Consider the following 20,571-nt stretch of genomic DNA (forward strand, 5'->3'; position numbering starts at 1 on the left):
GCAAAGGTACAATAAATAATTTTTTCTGCAAAATTTATACACACCATTTTCAGTATATAAATTTTTTTTTGTACTTTTGCCTTTCGTATGAAACAAGAACGGAAAGAAACCTTAACCACCAGGGTTATCAGTACCACGTTTGTGATACTGACCTTAGCTATATTCAAGCCCTTTGGACTCGATGGACAGTGGCAGACCTATACCCATCTGCTGGCGCTGTGGTGCGTAGGCGTCTGCGTCTGTATGCTGACCGACATCATCCTGAAGTATATCGTCAAGATGCCTCGTTCGCTGAAACGGGGCGTCAGCTATATCATCCGTCGCAACCTGTGGTTCCAGCTTATCAATACGGTGCTCGTCACCATCGCCATCTGCCTGTATCGTCATTTCGTGATGAGCAGTCATATAGAGGGTAACCGTCTGAGCATGGGTAATTTCTTTGAGACCCTGCTCATCATGGCCTTCTGTTCCTTTACCATCGGCTTGTACTGGCGCTTCAAGTACCGCAGTCGCTATCTGGCTGCAGAACTGGAAGAGACGCGTCAGCTCAACGAGCAGCTGTCAAGGGTGGAACGTGAGGAGACGGTTGTGGAGCGTGGTGACATCACCCTGACAGGTAATACCAATGAGTCCGTGACCCTGCAGGTTGCCAACCTGCTGTATATCGAGACCGTGGGTAATTACGTGAAGGTGTACCATCTTTGTGATGGTGTGGTGAAGAATGACTTGCTGCGTGCCACCTCCAAACAGATGGAGGACGAGTTGCAGGCCTGTCCCATGATTGTGCGTTGTCATCGTGCCTTCCTCGTCAACCTCTGTCAAGTAGAGCAGATCATAGCAAAAACGGGTAGTATGCAACTGCTTATCAAGCATAGTCACGAATACATACCCGTTTCACGCAGTAATATGGCCCAGATCAAGGAAGCCATAAAAAGCGTCCAGTAAAAAAATTATTTCTCTTCTATCTGCTTCAGGATATCCTTGGCAGCATTCACAGCCTTGCAGTGGTAGTAGTAGCCAATGGCTCCGCCTATGCCTCCACCGATGAGGATGGGCAGTGTGAACCATAGCGGGTTCATGCCCTCCGGACATCTCTTCCATGCAAACTCATAGCAGGCCCAGGTTATCCAGGGAATCAGCAGCGCTGGTGTGACGTAGTGCAGCCAGTTGTCGTACTGCTTCTTGAATTTTGCCATCACGCGAGCCACCGTAGCCAGGTCTGTTGTCATCAGGTTCAACTTATCCACAGGACGGTGGATATATTCCGTTGCTGCCAGACAGAAGATAAGCATCAGTGCCGTGACTGCCGTGAAGGTCCAGCTCCATGTCTCCGTGAGGGAGTTGAGCGGGAAGCAGATGAAGGCGATAACAACGCAGACATAACACACATTCTTCGTGCTGTTGATGTCCTTCTTCTTGGCCTTCATGATTTCGCGAATCAGGCGGTCGCTGACAATCTCCTGCTTGTCCAGCTGTTCCTTGAGTGCCGCCATTTGCTGGCGCATTTCGTTGAAATACTGTTCTTCCATATATTACATCTTTTTTAGTTGTTCCTTGATTCTGAAGAGCTTCACAGCCACGTTCTGCGCACTGATGCCCACCACGGCACCAATCTCATCGTAGCTCATACCGTCGAGCCATAGCATCACCAGGGCCCTGTCCACATAGGCCAGCTGACTGATGCGCTGATGCAGTATGCGCGCCTGCTTGGCATTGGCGTCATTGTCTTCAAAGAAGTTGACGTCCATGTTCAGAGGCACCTTCTTCACCTCGCGCTTCTTCTTGCGCTCCTGTGTCAGACAGGTGTTCAGGGCCACACGGTATATCCATGTGTCTATCTTGCTCTCCTCACGAAAGCCACCCATGCCCTTCCACATGTTGATAAGTGTCTCCTGGAAGAGGTCCTGAACCTCATCCTCATCTTTCGAGAACATGTAGCACACGGTGTAGATGGTGCTCTTATGCTCCCTCACCAATCGGGCGAAAATCTCTTCTTCTTGTTTCATCATTAAATCCGATTTTATACTTTAGACGTAGGAACAACTAATTTATTACAGAAAAACAGAATTTTTTTTCAATTTTTTATATCCACCCCTCCCAGGAAGTTGTCGGCAATGATATGCAGACAGGGAGCCTTGGGGTCCACAATGCGTGCGGCGTGATTGCCTACGGCACCTATAAATGAACGGCTCTTCACCACCACGTTCACCGTTTTTGGCACAAACAGTTCGATGCCGCCGCAGAAAGTGCAGATCTCTATCTCCTCATCTTCCGTGATGGTGGCCTCACGCAGGTCCATGCGGATGCCGCCACAGAAAGCATCCAGACGGGCACCGTGGAAACTCTCGCCATGATAGATATACTCATCGCCTCCATAGTGCACGCTGCAATTGATGCGCTTGCCGTCTTCGTTGATAGGCAGGGGGCGGCGCAACCACTGGTCGGGGTCCTTGCGGAAACTGTTTACTATGGTACCCGCACCCACGTATAGCAACAGGACCGGGGCTACATAGACGGTCCAGGGCTGACTCCACAGCCAGTCATTGTCTACGATGTTCCACATGTTGGCCAGCTTCCATCCGCCGGCCACAATCAGCAATAATCCGATAATCGTTCTCAGTTTCATAACTTCATGCGTTTAATAATTTGACGGTGCAAAATTAAAAAAGGTTGCAGACCCCTCCAAATTTCTGGGATAATCTGCAACCTTTTGTGATGAATGGTATGAATCTGGGCCTAATGGCACATGTTTTGGGCTTAATGGCAGGCCATATCCGGGAAACAGCGTTTGAACTCGCTCTCGAAATTCGGGGTCAGAATCTCCTTTCCCATCGCCTCTTTTATCTCCTGCATGGTCCAGAAGCGTCCGCCGTCCAGTTCCTCTGCCGAGGGACGCACAGGTCCGTCGTAGGTGGTGCGGTTTACGTAGACCAGTTCCCGTTCGCGCTTACTGTCGAACACGTATTTGTCTACAAACTCAGGCACGAAATCCGTGATGCCCAGTTCCTCGCTCACCTCGCGGCGCAGGGCCTGCTCCGGTGTCTCGCCGTAGTCCATGTGTCCGCCTACGGCCGTATCCCATTTCCCTGGCTGTATGTCTTTCCATTCAGGGCGCTTCTGCAGGTAGATGTCGCCAGCAGAGTTAAACACATGCAGATGCACCACGGGGTGCAACAGTCGTGATCCGTTATGACACTCGCCTCGCGTGGCCGAGCCAATCACGCGTCCTTCCTCGTCGACCAGCGGGAATTTCTCTTCCAGATTATCCATGATATGTCTTAATTCATTTTTGTCATGTGATAGCCCATCCGTTTCAGTTGGATGGCAGCACCCATCAGGTACAGTTGGTGCAGACAGCTCACGAAACCGTTGAAAGCCGCCTTTGTGCCTGGCTCCAGATGCTGGTGCACCAGGGCGTTATGGACGCGTGAGGCACACTCGCCCACCAGGTTCTCCAGCTGTTTGTAGTCATCGCCCTTCAGCAGCAGTATCTCCTCTCGGATGTATTCGTCCATCGCGTCATAGCCACGCTTGTCGCGCATATAGGCATAGAGGTCCTCTATGTTTCCGTAGATCTCCCATTCCGTGTCCCACATCTTGGCCACGGCCATACCGATATACATCATCCAGCCCAGTGAGGCCGAGGGGAAATCCTGGAACTCACGGATGCCGTCGGGCAGATAAGCCTTGGCTATCGTCTCCCATTTCTCCTCTACATCAGGACATTCCGGCTGTCTGTCGTCCACCTCGTCCAGGCTCAGCAGATACTGATGCAGGTCGTTGTTCAGTTGTTGCTCAAATTGCTCCATATCTTTATTGTTTTTTACTTCACAAATCCTTTGTCGCGCCATTTTCCTGAGCGCCAGCGGCGCATCAGGATGATGCCGCGTATATTCTCGTCGAGGGCAAAGCCTATCCACATACCCACCAGTCCGTAGCCCAGGGGGATGCCGATGACGTAACTCAGACCCACGGCGATGCTCCACTGGAAGATGATGCCTATCACCACGGGATAGATAGCATCACCCGTAGCGCGCAGGGTGCCCACGGCAAAGATGTTTGACGTGCGTCCTATCTCCAGGAAGAAATCCACCACAAACACCCATACGCCCATGGCGATAATCTCCTCGTTGTCCGTAAAGGCGCTGAGCACGCCGCGTCCCGACAGTGCCAGCAGGGCCGAGCCTGTCAGCGTGATAATCATGGACCAGCGGAAGAAATAGTTGCCCAGCACGTAGGCCGCCTGATGCCGCTGTTGGCCCACGAGGTGTCCCACCAGTATGCCGCCGCCCTGTGTGATGCTGATGCAAAACAGGAATACGAAGGTAATCATGTTGAAGCAGTAGGTGCGGGCAGCCAGTGCCTCATTGCTGATCTGATTAATAAAATAGGTGATCACCACCTGCGACAGGCTGTAGGATATGTTCTCGCTCATGGCCGGCACACCAATCCTCAGCAGGTTTCCCAGTTCCTGCCAGGGCATCGGACGGAAATAGCTCAGGGGAAAACGTGGTATGTGTACCTTGAAATGGATGGCGGCAAGCAGCACCATAGCCACGGCCCTGCTCGCGGCAGTAGCAATGGCGGCACCCTCTACACCCAGTTGCGGACAGCCCAGGCGTCCGAATATCAGGGCATAGTTGCCTATGATGTTCAGCACGTTCACGATACCCGTCACCACCATCGGATACACCACCTTGTCGGCACTGCGCAGTGAGGCCGAGAAAGTGAGCGACAGGGCCTGGAAGAACGACAGCGCACCGGTTATCTTCAGGTACACCACACCGTCGTGCATCAGTTCAGGTCTCAGTCCCATCAGTTGCAGCAGGGCCTCCGCCTTGAAGTAGAGTAGGGCACTCACGCCCATTCCCAGCATCAGGTTCACCACCAGCGCCATGCCCACCACCTGCACCAGTCGCTTCCTCAGTCCGGCACCGATATACTGTGCACAGAGGATGGCGGCACCCATCGAGAAGAACTGATACACCAGGAATACCAGTGATATCAACTGGTTGTCCAGTCCCACCGCCGCCACGCTGTTGTCGCTATAGCGACTCAGCATCACGGTGTCCACGGCACCCAGCAGCATCACCAGTGCCATCTCGATAAACACTGGTATGGTGAGTACTTTCAGTTGTCTTTTCAGGGATTGTTCAGCCATGCCTTTTATTTTGAGCTGCAAAGGTACGAATAAGTGAGAACATTGCAAAACAAAAACCATTTTTTGTTTTTGCAATGTCGAACGCAAGTACCTTAGACGCCAGTCAAAGGTACGAATAAGCGAGCGAAATGCACGTAATCAGGTTGCTTTGTAAGATATTTTTTTTATTTCCCCAAATACCCCTTAAAATATGAGTTAACTCATTTCATCGATTGAGTTAACTCGATTCGTGATTTGAGATAACTCAAACGATTAATTGAGTTAACAAGCCATTTTTGATGCCCGTTTTTTGTTTACTTTTTTGTCTTGCTTGAATTGGCCATGGATATTTTTGTCTGCGACGCTACACGAATGACCATAACGTCGTATCTCTGACAGAGAAACGACGTGTTGCTCATCGAGAAACGACGTTTCTCTTTCTAACCCCAAAATTTCGAGTCATAATTTCAATGTTTAATGTTTAATGTTTCATGTATTCATACCCCCAAAATCTTCACTCGAGTGAATTCATCGATTTAGCTTCCTATGGTAAATCACGAATTTTGAGTATTAAAATATTTAAATTTCTATTATTTCTTATATGTTTATCGCCTGTGACGATGTTTTTGATGTTTAAGGGGGCTACGCCCTTTCTCAATTCATATGTTTCATGCAACAGTTTTTTCTTGTGCAATGCGTTGTTGTCGCATGTACTCATGTCTTGGCTCATAGTCACAGTCGTTCTTGATGACAGAGAATACGATTCTGAGCAGTTTGTTGGCAATATTGATGATAATCACCTGTTGAGGTTTTCCAGCTAATGCCATGCGCTGTTTGTATTCAACCATGTCCACGTTGAAGCGTGATGCGACCTGTGCAGCCTGTGTGAGATATGTTCGTACTATACTGTTGGACTTGTGTCCTATATAGTCGCGTTTGTGCACGGTCGTTCCGGAGTCCTCGTAGAATGGCGCTATACCGCAGTAACTTGCAAACTTCTTATATGATGTTATGCCAATGAAGTTATTCGTATAGATGAGGATGGCCGCTGTGCTGACCAGTCCTATGCCTGTGATGGATATGATATGACTGAAATTGGCAGCAATCGTGGGACTTGTTGACATCAGTTCACGCATTTTTACCTCACAGTTCTCTATTCGCTCTGTTATCTCTTTTATGAGTTTCTGGCTGTCCTTGTACATGAATTTGAGTTGTTCGCAGTTCTCGGCAATCTGTTTCAATTCGTTTGATCTAACGACCAGTTGCTTGCGCATCTCCACCAGCTGCCTGCGATAGAGAAGCAGGTGTCGCAGATTCAGAATCTCAACGTTTTTTGGCGTATAAGGGCGTGTTTTGTCCTGGTTGCGCCATGCATACTCAGCAATGAGCAGCGAGTCCCTGCGGTCGTCCTTGCCGTGGTCTCTGCGAATCTTTGCAATCTCCGCCGCATGTTCACGCCAGATAATCATCTGTTTGGATGTAATGTAGTCACACAATGCGATGTCGTATCCGCCTGTTGTCTCACAGCAGAATGTCCATTCGGACGTATCTATGCCTGCAGCTGCCTTACGCACCATAGCGACCATTTTACGGAAGCCTGAAGGTCTGTTGTCGAACTTGCCATAGACTTGGAGTGAGGGCTTGTCACCAGTCATTGACGGGATAATCACGCTTGCATCTATAGTTTTTTTCGAAACATCGATGCCAATAAAGATTTTTTTCATACCTTTGTGTCTGAATTATTATTCTCAGGACGTGATTAACTATCTTCTGCCTAGGGCTATCACCTTACTCAGGCTCCGAGCCTATCTTCCTATTAAGCCTTCGCAGATAGAACCCAGAGGGACTATAACTGAAATTAGACTCATGGTCTGGCTAGCTCACTAGATTACCCACTGGAGGTTAATCCGTCCTTCCTACAACAAAGGTACGAATTAACTTTTGTTCATCATTCATCCTTCGATGATAATTTTTCTGCAAAGGTAAGGTTAGCTCAAGTCATGAAATCACTCGAGTCAATTCATGATTTCAGCTATATAGTGTGTTTCACTACGTTTTTTCTTCAAAAATGGAAACAGATTGCATACTTTTTTGTACCTTTGCATCTCGATTATGGAAACGTCAGATAAATCGATAGAATCAAGGATAGCAACCATTCTAAGTGATATTCGTCAGAAAGGGTATTCTTCTATGCAACCATTCAGCATCGGTAAGGTTGAGGAGCGAATGATGCAGTTTGCCCAAGCTAACGCAATAACCCTAGCCAGCGACGAACTCTACATGAGTGCCAAGCAATTGCAACATTGCCTGAGAGCATCAAAAGCTACGAAAGGTTTGGTAGTTACCGATGCCGATCTGATAGGTCTCCCGCAAAATCGTTTCCAGATGGACCTCTATTACGATGGTGAGTGCTTTATCTATACTGATGGACAGTCGAAGTTCATCATTCATCCTAATTATCAGATGAAGGTCAGTCGTGAGGTTGTGAAGCTGGTCAACTTTATCACAGCCACACGCAGAACTGATAAAAAGGAGTTTAACGGGAAGCGATATATCAAAGTACAATAAAAGCTGGCCACACGTGACCAGCTCTATATCTGAGTGAAAGAAACCAAGCGGCAAGGTCGAATTGCTCATCATCACGCAGATGCCACCGTTCCGCACATCGTGGCTCTACTTGGCTTCTCCTTTCACGTTGCAAAGATAGAAAGTATTTTCGTTAATTCCAAATTTTTGAGAGGAAATCTTTCTAAATCTCATTTTTTTCCTTGTACTATTTGACAAAATTACTTTTTTTTACTACCTTTGCATGCAAGTATCGGCAATTGTCGTTGTTCGACCTCTGGTCGCTTGTCCCCGTATGGGTCTCAAGAAAACAGCGCATGCTGCAAAGCATCAGTCTCTGAGAGCAGAGAGCCGGTATGATTTTTGAGGGTAAAATAATAAACGGCAATAGCTGGTTATCGAAAGTATCTGGGAACGTAGGAAATTTTCATGATATTTGTATAATGGTAACGATACGGCTTCTTGCTCACGCGATAGCGTGGGCTTCGGGCATATCTCCATTATACGGGCTTTTCCTACGGCCTCCAGATCTAGATATAGCGCGATGGTTCACGCTTTTTCTATGTCTGTAGGTTAGTAGGATGTCTCCCGTAAAACAAGGTCGATAAGCCATGCGACGGCCATAAACGACAATAGGTGTTTATGGACAAATCACAAGAACAGCGACGGTTCTCTTTGGAGAGTCGTCGATATATAGGTTGTAAAACCAAGTTGGTAGACTGGATATTCAGCCTCATCAACGAGAATGCCCATGATATTCACTCCTTCTGTGACATTTTCTCAGGTACAGGTGTGGTTGCTCATAGGGCTCTACAGACTTACGAACGAGTGGTGGTAAATGACTTCCTCCACTCGAACAATGTAATGTATCGCGCTTTCTTTGCTCCTGACGAATGGAGTGAAGAAAAGGTACAGACCATCATCAACGAGTTTAACGATATTAATCCTGCAAGAATTGGTGAGAACTACTTTTCAAAGAACTATGGTGGCAAGTATTTCTATCATGACACAGCAAAGATTGTGGGCTATATCAGAGGTAGGTTACAGACTTTGCAGAAAGATTTAACGGATAAGGAATATGCTGTATTGATGGCTTCGCTAATATATAGCATAGACCGTCACGCCAACACAATGGGGCACTTTGATGCATATCATCATAAGGCACCAGTAGCCCACCAATTCCAGATGCGAATGATAGATGCAGAATCGTATAATGGTGTTGAGATTCATCGGGAAGATGCAAACCAATTGGCTCGTCATATCAATGTTGATTTGACGTATCTCGACCCTCCTTACAACTCTCGTCAGTATAGTCGGTTCTATCATGTTTACGAGAATTTGGTACAATGGAAAAAACCTGAGCTATACGGGACTGCCTTAAAGCCTAAGGAAGAGAATATGAGTGACTATTGCCGTACTACAGCCTTTACTGCTTTTACTGATTTGGTGAGTCATATCAACAGCCGTTATCTGGTCGTGTCGTATAACAATACCTACCACTCAAAGAGCTCTTCTTCAGAGAACAAAATCAAGCTGGAGCAGTTGGAAGAAGTACTGAACAAATGCGGTAAAACAAAGATTTTTAATCACGAGTTCAAGGCGTTCAACTCTGGTAAAACCGAGTTCGACGACCATCGCGAGTATTTATTCATAACAGAAGTTGATGATGAGAAACGGAATCAGTCGTTCCCCAATGTTCTACGTGGGTGATAAGTACAAGTTGATACGCGAAATTCGTACTCACTTCCCCGACCACATCAACAGGCTAATTGAGCCGTTTGTTGGTGGTGGGTCGGTGATGATGAATGTTGATGCCGATGGGTTTATATTGAATGACATTGACAGCTATGTAATAGGTCTGCACCAAATGCTTTGTGGCTATGTGGGCAGAGAACAGGAGTTTTATACAGAATTCTATCGTATTGTTGATCAGTATGGACTTTCACTTTCCTATCGTGAGAATCCTGTTCCGCAGGAGTTGAGGAAAAACCATCCCAAGACCTACTTTGCGAAATATAACAAGGAGGCTTACAACCAACTGAAAGCTGATTTCATAGCGGGGGGACAACAGAATTGGATACAATTATACGTGTTGTTGATTTATGGCTTCAATCGTATGCTTAGATTCAATAAGAAAGGACTGTTCAACCTTCCTGTCGGCAATGTTGATTATAATCAGAATACCCACGATGCTTTGGAAGATTACTTTCGTGTGATGACGGCAAAACAGGCGGAATGGCATAATGATGACTTCCGAACTTTCTTGGGAAACATCAACTATCAAGAGGACGATTTAGTCTATCTTGACCCGCCATATTTGATTACTTTCAGCGAATATAACAAGTTGTGGAACGACGAGACGGAACGTGAGTTGCTGGCATTGCTTGATGATATGAATGCTCGTGGAATCCATTTTGCAATATCTAACGTCACTCACTATCGTGGGCGCACAAATACTCTCTTTTTGGAATGGTCTGCACAGTATCACAGCCATTCAATTAAAAGCAATTACATCAGTTTCAATGACAACAGCATCAAGCAATTCAACGAGGTGCTGGTTACCAATTTCTAAAGACTAACAGCCTATGGCACGAAGAGCGAATCCTGAATATAAGCCTCTGCTTTATACAACCACGATGCGCAATCCTGGTAGATTAAAGTTTATGCTGTATGTTCTGAATAAGTTTGAGGGGCAGATTCTCAATGATGAACTTGCTACGAAGATTTGTGGTGAGACTATTCGTTATGGGTTATACAGGCCCATGAAGAAGTTGCTTTCTGTTCAAGAAAAATGGGCATCTACTTCTAATGGAGAGTTTAGCGAATACATGCTAAATGACGAGGAAGTAAAACTGATGCTTCGCAATAATCCTCAGCATCATGGAGAGGCTGGCTTTTCGTATGGGTGGCCATCCCGCTTTGCCACGATCTATGATTTAACGAAAGAACTTGGTTTAGCTTATTATTGGCCAGGCGAACCTATAGTTATTTCATCGTTGGCCCATCATTTGCTTAAATCGTTTGATATAGAGATTGAACCAGAATCAGGATTTGTTACAACAGAAATATCCCATCCAGAATATGAACAACAAGTGTTTTTGCAAGCTATGGCTAAGTCACAGCGTAGGAACCCATTTGTTCGTGTATTGAATGATAATATCCCTCTGATTCTTTTGTTGGAAACAATACAAAAAATAAATGCAGATCCTCGATTTAATGGCTGCGGAATGTCGAGACGCGAACTGCCATTACTGATATTCTGGAAAGACAACAATTCAGAAGCTCTATATCAGCGCATAGTGGAACTTCGACAAGAACACGGTTACGACCCCAGTGATGAGGTAATATGTGATATATGTATTGATGAAATCATGGAGGGTAGCTTCAAGGAGTTCAATTCTAAATCTATAATGAATGATTATCCTGATGAATTCATTCGCAAAATGCGCATGACAGGATTACTGTCCTTAAGAGGTGCTGGACGTTTCATTGATATCAATAAAAACGAAATAGAGAAGGTTGAATATATTCTTTCTCATTATTCGCATTATCATCACTTCGATGATGAACGTTCTTACTTTAACTACATGGCAGAACTGGATGCGAATCTTATCAAGATAACATCTCGACAGCCATCATCTATTGCAAGCGAGAAACTATTGGATAATTGGCTTTCTATTTACAATTGGAACATTATTAAGAAGGAACTCACTAATCTTGCCACCAAGAAGAATAGTACAGATAATGTATTAAAACTATTGGCAGCTCCTACGCGATTGGAGTTTCTGACCGCTTTGGCAATTCGTTGCAGAATGCCTGAGGTAAGAGTAGTTCCAAATTATAGTTGTGATGACGAAGGACTACCAACATCAACAGCGGGAGGTAACAAAGGCGATATTGAATGTTATGAACGGCAGAATGGTGTATTGGTTGAGGTTACGATGGCATTAGGAAGAACACAAACCATGATGGAGGTTTGGCCGATTGAACGACATCTTACAGACTTTCAGAAGCAACAGAAATCACAATGCATCTTTGTGGCACCATCTATCTATGCAGATAGCATAAGTCAGATAGATTACATAACATTTAAATCAAGAGGAGAAAAGAAAATACGTTCATATGACATAGAGCATCTCCTTATATTTTTGGAAAATAGTCCGAGCCTCTTTGAGTATACTGTTGCCTCATTATTTGATTCACCACGCTTGGTGTTACGTGCCAATGAATTGATGAAAGAGAATAAAGGCATAGATATTATGACACTTTCAAGAAAACTGCAAGAGGATTTTGGTCAGGAATATGGTTCAATGAGTGCACGTCAATGGTATGTCGTAACCCGTGAATATGTGGCACGACAGACTATGAGATACGATATACAAGATAATGAACCCGTTATGTGGATGGCTGCAGAAGACACCCCTTTGGATAGAATATAAATAATAACTAACTAAAAATAAAATCTATATGTATCATAGCTATTTTGGAAAACTTGGACAACTTCGTTTCCCTAAACCTGAGGATTATTATCGTTTTCTCGGCTATCTAGCTCATGCTAATATAAAAGTTGTATATGAGTACAATGAAGATACTGGTTCATGGGGTAATGCTGGACGTATTTGTTTTTATACAAGTCGTGTTCCTCGTAATTGGGGAAAAATAGCATATCGAGAAGGTCGAGGAGATTCTATGTGCTACAGAATTAACTGTAATGATTTTGTGGAGAATATTGTGACTGACCATGGTTTTACTTATGGTGATTATCAAAATGTAAAAGCCATACGAAAAACAATACCCGCAAATTATCTACAATTCTTTGATGAAGGTTATAATTGGTAATATACCTTATCAAGATAGCAGGAAGGTCTCAAGAATAATAAGGACATCAGGGACTGACATGCGTCTTGTTCCAGGTGTTTTTTTACCCCTTTCTATTGAATTTAATTTAAAACAAATGATAGAAGAGAGGAAACCAGAATAATAAAATCTTCTGTTCTCTTTGAGTGAACAAAAATTTTGTATCTTTGCAAACAAATAGAAGTCCATAGGGGACGGGTGAGTGTCTCGGCTGATGTCTGAAAGCAGGAGTGTGATGTCTGAGGGCTGTTTAACCTAGAAACAAAAACGATATTACTGACTTTCAATCCGTCTTCTACATGGTAGTAAGAAAATTCTCGAGAGAATTGTTTCCTGTATAACTAAGTTGCAAATGCTAAATCACTTAATTAGGGATGAATTCTCTCGAGAATTTCTTCGTTTCTTTACTATTAAGAAATGCTTAGCCTGCTCTCAGGCTGTTATCACTCTGCTTCTAGGGAACTCCGTTCCATACTCATGAGTAAGGCGTCTGATTCCTTGACAAGTAAGAGGAGTCAGATTCCCCGTTGATTCTTGTGAAAACAAGGTGTTATTCAGTATTTCCCTCACACGCCACTTAAATGTTATTCGTGGATCATCTGTAGAAAATCCATCAATTTAATAATTCCCACTTTTGGAAATTCAATCTGACGCAGCCCATCATAATGATGGTCGTTAGTTACAATGTAACGTGCGTTGGCTTGTATAGCACAATCAACAAACTTATTGTCGTCTGGGTCTGCCGTGATTAGATTGAAATGGTAGTAGGGCGTAAGGAATACAACGTTTTTACACTCTATAATCGTTGTGAGAACAAGATCTGCAGTCTTTTTTCCTGCAAGTCTATTGAGTATCTCTGCATATTCTTCCAGAATTTCATTAGATATACAAAGAGTATTTCTGCCCGTCAGCACTGACTGCCATACTTCATGGTATGTGCTTTTGGAAGAAATACTCTGTATAAGACTATTTGTGTCAAGTACAATACGCATGATAGTCTATACAGCAAGATTGTCCTTATCTTTCTGTTCACGAAGCCACTGATGAAGATCCATATCGTTAATCTCATCAAGTCGCTTTTGGTCAAGGACACCCTCGTTCCAAAGTTGATTAAGATGAGCATCAAGCTTCTTAGCATAATAATCGCTCACGAGCTGCTTGATGTCATTCAACTCCTCATCACTCTTGATGCGAGAAAACACATCCAGAAGATAGAGTTGTGCAGGATTGAAAACAGTTGGTTGTACGCTTTCCATAACTTCTATCTAATTAATTCTTGATGCAAAGATAAACAAAAAAAACAATATAACAAGAAAATATAACTAAAAAAATAGAAGTATGGCCTTTTACGAGTTAATAAGAAATAGTTGCGAGGTTCTCAGACGTCGTTAAACTCTCTTAAAGTTTTTAATAAATCGCTTGCGATATAAATTAATATTCTTATCTTTGCACTATAATTAAATATGTTTTGATTGCAAAGATTATCCAACTAATTATTAACAAATGGATAAATGATGATAAAGAAGTATATGAGAAAAATGATGGCTTTTTTTGTGGCTTTACTTGGTTTAACTGCCGGACGACTGGCTGGCGTGGGATATAAGTGTGTGAACCTAATAGGAGGTATCATCGCCTGGAAAGCAGCGGAAATGCCTGTAATCAAGGAAAACAACAAATAAGAAAAATGTATATGATGCAGATTCTCATGACTTCAGCATCTGCGCTGGCACACCTGCCCGCAGCCTTCCTGAACGTTGTCTGCGAGATGGCCCCTTATCTGTTGCTGGGATTTCTCATCGCAGGGGTGCTCCACGTCTTCGTGCCACAGAAATTCTATGCCAGATACCTTTCACGCAGCAACAAGTTCTCTGTGGTATGGGCGGCCTTGCTGGGCGTACCCCTGCCGCTGTGCTCGTGTGGTGTCATTCCCACTGCTATCGGTCTCAAGAACGAGAAGGCCTCTAAGGGGGCCATCGCTTCGTTTCTTATAGCCACACCGCAGACAGGTATAGACTCTATCCTGGCCACCTTTTCGCTGATGGGGCTGGGATTTGCCATTATCCGTCCTGTGGCAGCACTCATCACAGGCATTTGCGGCGGACTGTTGATTAGCCGTTTTGTTGTCGAGGATGATGTCACAGATGCTGACAACTGTTCTTGTCAGGTGGAAAGTGGAAACCGTATATGGCGTGTGTTGAAGTATGCCTATTATGACATGCTTCGCGACATTGGCCTTCGACTGCTCATCGGACTGGTGGTGGCAGCATTGATTCAGGTGGCAGTGCCCGATGAGTTCTTCCTAAGCTTCGGCAGTGAGCCGTTGCTTCAGATGTTGGTCATACTGGTTGTCGCCGTGCCAATGTATATCTGTTCTACAGGTAGCATCCCCGTGGCAGCTGCTTTGATGATGAAGGGACTGTCGCCAGGTGCAGCATTGGTGATGCTGATGGCTGGACCAGCTGTCAATCTGGCTTCCATCCTCGTGGTGCATAAGGCGATGGGGCGCAGATTTACCTTTATCTACCTGCTGACTATCGTGTTTTTTGCCGTCCTCTTCGGCATGCTGCTCAATGCCACAGGCTTGGATTTCTCAATTGCTGCTCAGGATGCCTGTTGCGTAAGCAATGCCGTCCTGCCCAGTCCGTTTAAACTTGTTTGTGCTACAATATTAACACTATTAATAATTTATGCGATTATGATGAAATTTTTCAGTAAGTTCACCTCTAAAAAGGCATTAGACCCCGATGTAACAGTTTACAGGGTCGAGGATATGCATTGCAGTCATTGCGAGGCTGCCGTGGTTCGTGCCGTAGAGGATGTGCCTGGTGTAGAGAACGCTAAGGCAAGTGCCTCTGCCAACACGCTCACAGTCAAAGGTTCTGCTACAGAAGATGTCATCCGTGCAGCTGTAGAGGGAATAGGCTATACCTTCAAGGGTATTGTCAAATGAGGTAGGATGTCTGGCAGGACTAATAATCTGGCTTGTCGCAAAGTCTTTGAATGGTTTTTTGTGTTTTTTGGATGAAATGTTCTTTATTTTCATCCAAAATGATTAATTTTGCACCACGTTAATAAGTAATATGGCCAAATTACGACCTAAAAACCTATCATGATGAAAAAGCTATTTGCTGCGTTGTTGATGATACCGGCTATGACGTCGGCATCTGCACAGACTGAGAAAACGAGAGAGTTTGACAACCTGTATCACTTCATCGAGAATCTTGAAGTGTTTGAACAAGGTCAGGAAGAGGCGCGTGCCTATTATATCCCTGGACATCATGTGCTGCTCAATGGCAGATGGAAGTTCTTCTATGGTGATACGCCTCAGGAAATCCCCGTCAACTTCTTCGAGGAGAAATTTTCCGATGCCAAGTGGGCCACTATCGATGTGCCTTCTAACTGGGAGATGAGGGGCTATGGCGACCCGCTGTTTCGCAATGTAGCAGCACCATTCAAAGCCGACCCGCCCAAGACACCTCGCGACTATAATCCGACGGGTGCCTACCGCACCACTTTCACCATTCCTTCTGACTGGAACGGTGAGGAGGTCTTTTTGCGTTTTGAGAAGGTGGCATCGGCCTCGTTCCTGTGGGTCAATGGCCATGAGGTGGGCTACAACGAGGGTGCTCAGGAGCCTGCCGAATATAATATTACGAAATATCTGAAGAAAGGTCGTAACACGTTGGCCATGAAGGTCATCAAATACAGCGACGGCTTTTATCTGGAAGGTCAGGACTACTGGCGACTGGCTGGTATCTTTGATGATGTTTATCTCTATGCCACGCCCAAGACTCGTCTGTTCGACTGGTATGTGACCACCGATCTGGACAAGGACTACCGCGATGCCGACTTGAACATTGAGGTGACCGTCAGAAGTTATGATGCGCAACCCATAAAGACGCCGCTAAAGGTGCAGGCTGTGCTGACTGGCGTCAATGGGGAAGAGGTGGCACGACTGGAGAGCCAGGCGGCTACATTCAATAGCAACAGCAGCACGCTGACGCTGAACCTGAATAAGCATATCATCAATCCCCTGAAATGGACGGCCGAGACGCCTAATCTGTATAATCTCAAGATGTACCTCGTGAATGCTGCCACAGGCAAGCGCCTGTCGGAGAGTACATCCGAGGATGCCCGTCAGGATGTGGGCTTCAAGGAGACAGAGATGCGCAATAACGTGTTCTACCTCAACGGCAAACCGCTGAAGGTAAATGCGCAGTGCTCGCATATGCAGGACCCCGACAATGGTCATGCCGTGTCGGATGAACTGGTGAAGAAGGATATGACCATCCTCAAGCAGTTTGGCTTCAATGGTGTGCGCACCAGTCATTATCCGCCTGTACCACGCTATCTGGAATATGCTGCCCGCTACGGACTGTATATCATCGATGAGGCTGGCGTAGAGGCGCATGCCACCGAGTGGGTCTCAAACGACAAGCGTTTTATTCCGATGTATCGTGAGCGTGTGCGCCGCATGGTGCTGCGCGACCGCAACCAGCCTGCGGTGCTCTTCTGGAGTGCCGGCAATGAGAGTGGTGAGGGACCGAATATTGGTGAGGTGATTGATGAAGGACGCAAATACGACCACACTCGCTGGTGGATGTATGGTGGTAATGCCTATAGTCATCCGGCAGAGGATATCATCGGACCGCGCTATCCAACACCGCTGGCTATGGACCTCAAGGTGGGACGTCATGGTGATGGTGATGTGCGCCCGTCGTTTATGGACGAGTATATATCTGTAGCTGGCAATAGTGGCGGTATGTTTGACGAGATGTGGCGTGCCGTCTATACGCACGAGCGCATTATTGGTGGTGCTGTGTGGGACTTCGTGTCGCCAGGACTGACGCAACCTGCTCGCCGACTTGCAGATAAGTCGGGCCATGATGTGATGGCTCATATCATGGGTAATGCCAAACTGGTGGACGACAGTCGTAACCGCAAGAATCATGTCATCGACCTGAGTGGCCACGACGAGTGGGTGGAGGTGTATCGTGATGACTGTCTGGAACTGACGGGCGACGCACTGACCATTGGCTTTGATGTATGTCCACGCAAGCTTATCAGTTCTTGTGGCTCGTTTGTCACCAAGGGTGAATGGCAGTTTGGCGTAGAGCAGAAGGGTAGGGAGCAACTGGTGTTCTATATCAACACCGACAAGGCACCTGCCGCTAATAGCGATGCTAATGGTCGTTCGTTTGGCAGAAGACAGACTGCTGCTAACCATAAGTACGAACTGACGGCCCCGCTGCCTGCCGACTGGGAGAATAAGTGGCACCATGTGGAGGCCTGCTACGACGGTAAGCAGATGACGGTGAGCATCGACCATAAGCAGGTGGCACAGATGGAGGCTCAGGGTCATATCATCAACGCGCCGTTCCCTGTGAACATTGGTCGTAACGAACAGACCCACGGCCAGGACACGCGTGTGTATATCTGCGATGCGCTGATGGATAATGTTGTCATTGCCGACAAGTCGGGACAGCTGCTCAATCTGGACTTTGAGAAGGAACAAAACGAGGGAAACTACTTCAGTTACGGCATCGGTGCGCGTACCTATGGCACGATATGGCCCGACCGTACCGTACAACCGGAAATCTATCAGATGAAGAAGTCGGCCCAGCCTATCTCATGCCGCTTGCTGAGTGCTGATAATGGTACGGTGGAGATTTGGAATAGAAACCACTTCCTCAACACCTCTTTCTATGATATGAAATGGGAACTCTATGAGGATGGCACTTGTCTGCAGCAGGGCACTCTAAACCCTGATGTGGAGCCGCTCAGTAAGAAGGTTGTTAAGGTGTTTGAGTTCCAACCTGCTATTAAGCCTGGTTGCGAATACCGACTGATGATAACTAGCACGCTGAAGAACGATGAGATTTGGGCAAAGAAAGGACATGTCGTGGCTTGGGACCAGTTGGAACTGCCCTGGCGTATGCCAGAGATTCCCTCGGATAGGACCGTCGGCAAGGCTGTGCTGAACCGTACCAACGATACTATCAACGTGCATGGTGAGGGCTTCTCTTATACCTTTACGCCCGATGGTCAGCTCTTCAGCATCTGTCAGGGTGGACAGGAACTGCTCAAGTCGCCGCTCCAACTGAATGTGTGGCGTGCTCCGCTGGCACTCGAGGTGGACAGCTGGGACCAGTGGGGTATCACCTACAACAACCGTAAGGCATGGAATGGCTCTCAGATAGCCAACGAGTTCTATAGCAACAACCTGGATGCCATCACCCGCATACCTATCTCATGCGAGGCTTTCGAGGCCGACGGACAGGTGTATGTCAACGTGCGCTGCTTCTCGCAGTTTGGCGCTCCCGTCAACACAACGCTCGATGCCTATATCACCGGTCTGCGCTATTCGGGCTTCTCTGAGGTTTATGAATACCGCATCAACGGCGATGGCACCATTGCTTTGCATCACATCCTTGAACCTGAGGGGGCGATGCCTGCACTCCTGCCTCGCATCGGACTCACCATGACGCTGAATGACCAGATGCAACAGGTGAAATGGTATGGACGTGGCCCTGAGGAGAACTATCCTGACCGTAAGACTGGTTACGCCATTGGCATTTATGAGCGCATGGTGGACGATATGTATGAGCCTTATCTCATACCACAGGACTGTGGACTGCGCTGTGATAACCGCTGGATGACCATGAGTAATCAGGCAGGACTGGGCCTGCGCTTCGCGATGGACGAGCCGTTCAACTTCAATGCTTCCCACTATAGCACAGACAACCTCACCAAGGCGGTCTATACCTACCAGTTGAGGAAGCAGGATGGCGTCACGCTAAACCTCGATTACAACACCACGGGTGTGGGTTGTACGGCTTGCTATGTGCTGCCCGGTTATCAGGTGAAGCCCACTCGCTATGAGCGTCGCCTGACCATCAAACCGATGTCTCAGAAATAAAAGCTTCCGATAGCCGTCCAACAAAAAGTATGAACCGTTTTCTTAATGCATATGTTTGACATAATTGATGCCACAGGAAGTGGCGACAAAAGAGATCCTCGTATGCGTCATGTTGAGGCTGAGATGATTAGGAGTCATGAACTATGCCTGAAAATCTCGTCTAAGAAGCCTACAGATCCTGACTATAAGCGTCTGCTCGAGGAATTGTTTCAATGCGAGATTGACAACAGCGTCGCTATCGTTTCTCCGTTCTACTGTGATTGCGGATGTCGGATGACAATAGGGAAGAATGTGACCATCAATAAAGGAGCAACGATACTCTCTCCAGGCAGAGTGGTGATAGAAGATAATGTGCTGATTGGCCCAGAGGTGAAGATTACAACGGTTGACCACGACTTGTACGACAGGCACAACCTGTTTCATTTCGGCAGGGTGACTATCAAGGAGAATGCATGGATATGCATTGGTGCCACCATCTGTCCGGGGGTGACCATAGGCCGTAATGCTGTTGTTGCTGCAGGAGCGGTGGTGACGAAGGATGTGCCAGACAATGTGGTGGTTGGTGGTGTACCGGCCAAGGTGATAAAAACAATAGATGTAAGACCGACTGAAACGGATTGACAATGGATTTTTTACCAAATGATCCTGCAATATTGGTTTCGAGCGTCAACATGCTTCTGAGAGATGAAGAGTTTGACAGTCTTGAGTCGCTATGTTATGCTTTCAGCAGAGAGCCGCAGGAGATTAAGGATTATCTGCTGGGTTATGGGTTTGTGTGGAGTGAACAACAGAAGCAGTTCCGTCCAATAGGTTATGACAAATGATTACACGTGACAGTATAGAGACCGCCTATAGTTTCCTGCATCAGAAAAGGAATGTCTATATCCATTCTTCGCTGGATTGGCAGAAGGATGATATTGAGTATGCTATTGCGGCCTATGTAGATAGTATGAGTCAGGAACTCTACGATGCTATCAGTGGTGGCAGCGTAGAGTTCCTTCGTGACCATCAGCACTTTGCTGAGGATATCTCACATGCTGTGGAGCAATTGGAAAAAATGTTATAACTTTTACGAGCATATCGGCATGAA

At 46.2% G+C, this 20,571-nt stretch carries 21 protein-coding genes; 12 read left to right on the forward strand and 9 right to left on the reverse strand.

What is annotated here, in order from left to right; translation table 11 throughout:
• The first annotated feature begins 87 nt into the window (after positions 1 to 87).
• On the forward strand, positions 88 to 945 hold the full coding sequence (locus L6466_RS03975; RefSeq protein WP_091854487.1) for a LytR/AlgR family response regulator transcription factor: 858 nt from the start codon (positions 88 to 90) through the stop codon (positions 943 to 945).
• Between the two features lie 5 nt (positions 946 to 950).
• On the opposite strand, the gene L6466_RS03980 is transcribed toward L6466_RS03975, so the two are convergent.
• The 7 genes from L6466_RS03980 to L6466_RS04010 all read right to left on the reverse strand — a co-directional run bounded on the left by L6466_RS03980 (position 951) and on the right by L6466_RS04010 (position 6,864).
• Entirely contained in the window at positions 951 to 1,529 is a 579-nt protein-coding gene (locus L6466_RS03980) for a hypothetical protein (protein ID WP_237793259.1), read from the reverse strand.
• A gap of 3 nt (positions 1,530 to 1,532) precedes the next feature.
• Positions 1,533 to 2,006: an RNA polymerase sigma factor gene (locus L6466_RS03985; RefSeq protein WP_091817191.1), complete on the reverse strand. Its 474-nt coding sequence runs from the start codon at positions 2,004 to 2,006 to the stop codon at positions 1,533 to 1,535.
• 68 nt (positions 2,007 to 2,074) lie between these two features.
• On the reverse strand, positions 2,075 to 2,626 hold the full coding sequence (locus L6466_RS03990) for a LiaF domain-containing protein (RefSeq protein WP_091817130.1): 552 nt from the start codon (positions 2,624 to 2,626) through the stop codon (positions 2,075 to 2,077).
• 131 nt (positions 2,627 to 2,757) lie between these two features.
• Positions 2,758 to 3,270, reverse strand: a complete 513-nt coding sequence (locus L6466_RS03995; protein WP_091854483.1) for an NUDIX hydrolase — start codon at positions 3,268 to 3,270, stop codon at positions 2,758 to 2,760.
• A gap of 8 nt (positions 3,271 to 3,278) precedes the next feature.
• On the reverse strand, positions 3,279 to 3,809 hold the full coding sequence (locus tag L6466_RS04000) for a hypothetical protein (protein ID WP_237802008.1): 531 nt from the start codon (positions 3,807 to 3,809) through the stop codon (positions 3,279 to 3,281).
• A 14-nt stretch (positions 3,810 to 3,823) separates the two neighbouring features.
• Positions 3,824 to 5,161, reverse strand: coding sequence for an MATE family efflux transporter (locus L6466_RS04005; RefSeq protein ID WP_091817138.1), 1,338 nt, complete (start codon positions 5,159 to 5,161; stop codon positions 3,824 to 3,826).
• Positions 5,162 to 5,808: 647 nt separating this feature from the next.
• The gene (locus L6466_RS04010; protein ID WP_091817140.1) at positions 5,809 to 6,864 is read right to left on the reverse strand and encodes an IS110 family RNA-guided transposase; all 1,056 of its coding nucleotides are present in this window, start codon (positions 6,862 to 6,864) and stop codon (positions 5,809 to 5,811) included.
• Positions 6,865 to 7,252: 388 nt separating this feature from the next.
• On the opposite strand from L6466_RS04010, the gene L6466_RS04015 reads away from it, so the two are divergent.
• The 5 genes from L6466_RS04015 to L6466_RS04035 all read left to right on the forward strand — a co-directional run bounded on the left by L6466_RS04015 (position 7,253) and on the right by L6466_RS04035 (position 12,544).
• Positions 7,253 to 7,708, forward strand: coding sequence for a hypothetical protein (locus L6466_RS04015; RefSeq protein WP_237802007.1), 456 nt, complete (start codon positions 7,253 to 7,255; stop codon positions 7,706 to 7,708).
• Positions 7,709 to 8,347: 639 nt separating this feature from the next.
• Positions 8,348 to 9,415, forward strand: coding sequence for a DNA adenine methylase (locus L6466_RS04020; protein WP_237802006.1), 1,068 nt, complete (start codon positions 8,348 to 8,350; stop codon positions 9,413 to 9,415).
• Entirely contained in the window at positions 9,369 to 10,277 is a 909-nt protein-coding gene (locus L6466_RS04025; protein ID WP_237802005.1) for a DNA adenine methylase, read from the forward strand. The genes L6466_RS04020 and L6466_RS04025 overlap by 47 nt, the downstream gene beginning before the upstream one ends.
• A 13-nt stretch (positions 10,278 to 10,290) precedes the next feature.
• Entirely contained in the window at positions 10,291 to 12,144 is a 1,854-nt protein-coding gene (locus tag L6466_RS04030) for an AlwI family type II restriction endonuclease (protein WP_237802004.1), read from the forward strand.
• A 28-nt stretch (positions 12,145 to 12,172) separates the two neighbouring features.
• Complete coding sequence (locus L6466_RS04035) at positions 12,173 to 12,544, forward strand: hypothetical protein (protein WP_237802003.1); 372 nt, start codon at positions 12,173 to 12,175, stop codon at positions 12,542 to 12,544.
• A gap of 602 nt (positions 12,545 to 13,146) precedes the next feature.
• Here the strand turns inward: L6466_RS04035 and L6466_RS04040 are convergent.
• Together L6466_RS04040 and L6466_RS04045 are read right to left on the reverse strand one after the other, a co-directional pair.
• Entirely contained in the window at positions 13,147 to 13,557 is a 411-nt protein-coding gene (locus L6466_RS04040; RefSeq protein ID WP_237803563.1) for a putative toxin-antitoxin system toxin component, PIN family, read from the reverse strand.
• A gap of 3 nt (positions 13,558 to 13,560) precedes the next feature.
• Positions 13,561 to 13,818, reverse strand: coding sequence for a DUF8507 family protein (locus tag L6466_RS04045; protein WP_091819053.1), 258 nt, complete (start codon positions 13,816 to 13,818; stop codon positions 13,561 to 13,563).
• A gap of 255 nt (positions 13,819 to 14,073) precedes the next feature.
• Between L6466_RS04045 and L6466_RS04050 the strand changes: the two genes are divergently transcribed.
• The 6 genes from L6466_RS04050 to L6466_RS04075 all read left to right on the forward strand — a co-directional run bounded on the left by L6466_RS04050 (position 14,074) and on the right by L6466_RS04075 (position 20,547).
• Complete coding sequence (locus L6466_RS04050) at positions 14,074 to 14,241, forward strand: hypothetical protein (RefSeq protein WP_237802002.1); 168 nt, start codon at positions 14,074 to 14,076, stop codon at positions 14,239 to 14,241.
• 11 nt (positions 14,242 to 14,252) lie between these two features.
• Entirely contained in the window at positions 14,253 to 15,512 is a 1,260-nt protein-coding gene (locus tag L6466_RS04055; RefSeq protein WP_237802001.1) for a permease, read from the forward strand.
• Between the two features lie 159 nt (positions 15,513 to 15,671).
• Positions 15,672 to 19,481 (forward strand): beta-galactosidase small subunit-related protein, encoded by a 3,810-nt coding sequence (locus tag L6466_RS04060; protein WP_237802000.1) that lies wholly within the window; start codon positions 15,672 to 15,674, stop codon positions 19,479 to 19,481.
• A 51-nt stretch (positions 19,482 to 19,532) separates the two neighbouring features.
• On the forward strand, positions 19,533 to 20,102 hold the full coding sequence (locus L6466_RS14265; protein ID WP_284438424.1) for a DapH/DapD/GlmU-related protein: 570 nt from the start codon (positions 19,533 to 19,535) through the stop codon (positions 20,100 to 20,102).
• Positions 20,103 to 20,104: 2 nt separating this feature from the next.
• Positions 20,105 to 20,305 carry a DUF4250 domain-containing protein gene (locus tag L6466_RS04070; RefSeq protein ID WP_237801999.1) on the forward strand — a complete coding sequence of 67 codons (201 nt, stop codon included), beginning with the start codon at positions 20,105 to 20,107 and terminating at the stop codon, positions 20,303 to 20,305.
• Positions 20,302 to 20,547, forward strand: a complete 246-nt coding sequence (locus tag L6466_RS04075; protein ID WP_091819058.1) for a hypothetical protein — start codon at positions 20,302 to 20,304, stop codon at positions 20,545 to 20,547. The genes L6466_RS04070 and L6466_RS04075 overlap by 4 nt, the downstream gene beginning before the upstream one ends.
• Positions 20,548 to 20,571 lie beyond the last annotated feature (24 nt).

The organism is Prevotella communis (assembly GCF_022024175.1).
Taxonomy (GTDB): Bacteria; Bacteroidota; Bacteroidia; order Bacteroidales; family Bacteroidaceae; genus Prevotella; species Prevotella communis.

Bases quoted from the DNA above. Each gene is read 5' to 3' on its own strand.
- L6466_RS04070 (WP_237801999.1), top strand. From the start codon at position 20,105: ATGGATTTTTTACCAAATGATCCTGCAATATTGGTTTCGAGCGTCAAC.
- L6466_RS04010 (WP_091817140.1), bottom strand. From the start codon at position 6,864: ATGAAAAAAATCTTTATTGGCATCGATGTTTCGAAAAAAACTATAGAT.
- L6466_RS04055 (WP_237802001.1), top strand. From the start codon at position 14,253: ATGATGCAGATTCTCATGACTTCAGCATCTGCGCTGGCACACCTGCCC.
- L6466_RS14265 (WP_284438424.1), top strand. From the start codon at position 19,533: ATGTTTGACATAATTGATGCCACAGGAAGTGGCGACAAAAGAGATCCT.
- L6466_RS04020 (WP_237802006.1), top strand. From the start codon at position 8,348: ATGGACAAATCACAAGAACAGCGACGGTTCTCTTTGGAGAGTCGTCGA.
- L6466_RS04025 (WP_237802005.1), top strand. From the start codon at position 9,369: ATGATGAGAAACGGAATCAGTCGTTCCCCAATGTTCTACGTGGGTGAT.
- L6466_RS03975 (WP_091854487.1), top strand. From the start codon at position 88: ATGAAACAAGAACGGAAAGAAACCTTAACCACCAGGGTTATCAGTACC.
- L6466_RS04035 (WP_237802003.1), top strand. From the start codon at position 12,173: ATGTATCATAGCTATTTTGGAAAACTTGGACAACTTCGTTTCCCTAAA.
- L6466_RS04075 (WP_091819058.1), top strand. From the start codon at position 20,302: ATGATTACACGTGACAGTATAGAGACCGCCTATAGTTTCCTGCATCAG.
- L6466_RS04045 (WP_091819053.1), bottom strand. From the start codon at position 13,818: ATGGAAAGCGTACAACCAACTGTTTTCAATCCTGCACAACTCTATCTT.
- L6466_RS03990 (WP_091817130.1), bottom strand. From the start codon at position 2,626: ATGAAACTGAGAACGATTATCGGATTATTGCTGATTGTGGCCGGCGGA.
- L6466_RS04005 (WP_091817138.1), bottom strand. From the start codon at position 5,161: ATGGCTGAACAATCCCTGAAAAGACAACTGAAAGTACTCACCATACCA.
- L6466_RS03980 (WP_237793259.1), bottom strand. From the start codon at position 1,529: ATGGAAGAACAGTATTTCAACGAAATGCGCCAGCAAATGGCGGCACTC.
- L6466_RS04050 (WP_237802002.1), top strand. From the start codon at position 14,074: ATGATGATAAAGAAGTATATGAGAAAAATGATGGCTTTTTTTGTGGCT.
- L6466_RS03985 (WP_091817191.1), bottom strand. From the start codon at position 2,006: ATGAAACAAGAAGAAGAGATTTTCGCCCGATTGGTGAGGGAGCATAAG.
- L6466_RS04030 (WP_237802004.1), top strand. From the start codon at position 10,291: ATGGCACGAAGAGCGAATCCTGAATATAAGCCTCTGCTTTATACAACC.
- L6466_RS04060 (WP_237802000.1), top strand. From the start codon at position 15,672: ATGATGAAAAAGCTATTTGCTGCGTTGTTGATGATACCGGCTATGACG.
- L6466_RS04015 (WP_237802007.1), top strand. From the start codon at position 7,253: ATGGAAACGTCAGATAAATCGATAGAATCAAGGATAGCAACCATTCTA.
- L6466_RS03995 (WP_091854483.1), bottom strand. From the start codon at position 3,270: ATGGATAATCTGGAAGAGAAATTCCCGCTGGTCGACGAGGAAGGACGC.
- L6466_RS04000 (WP_237802008.1), bottom strand. From the start codon at position 3,809: ATGGAGCAATTTGAGCAACAACTGAACAACGACCTGCATCAGTATCTG.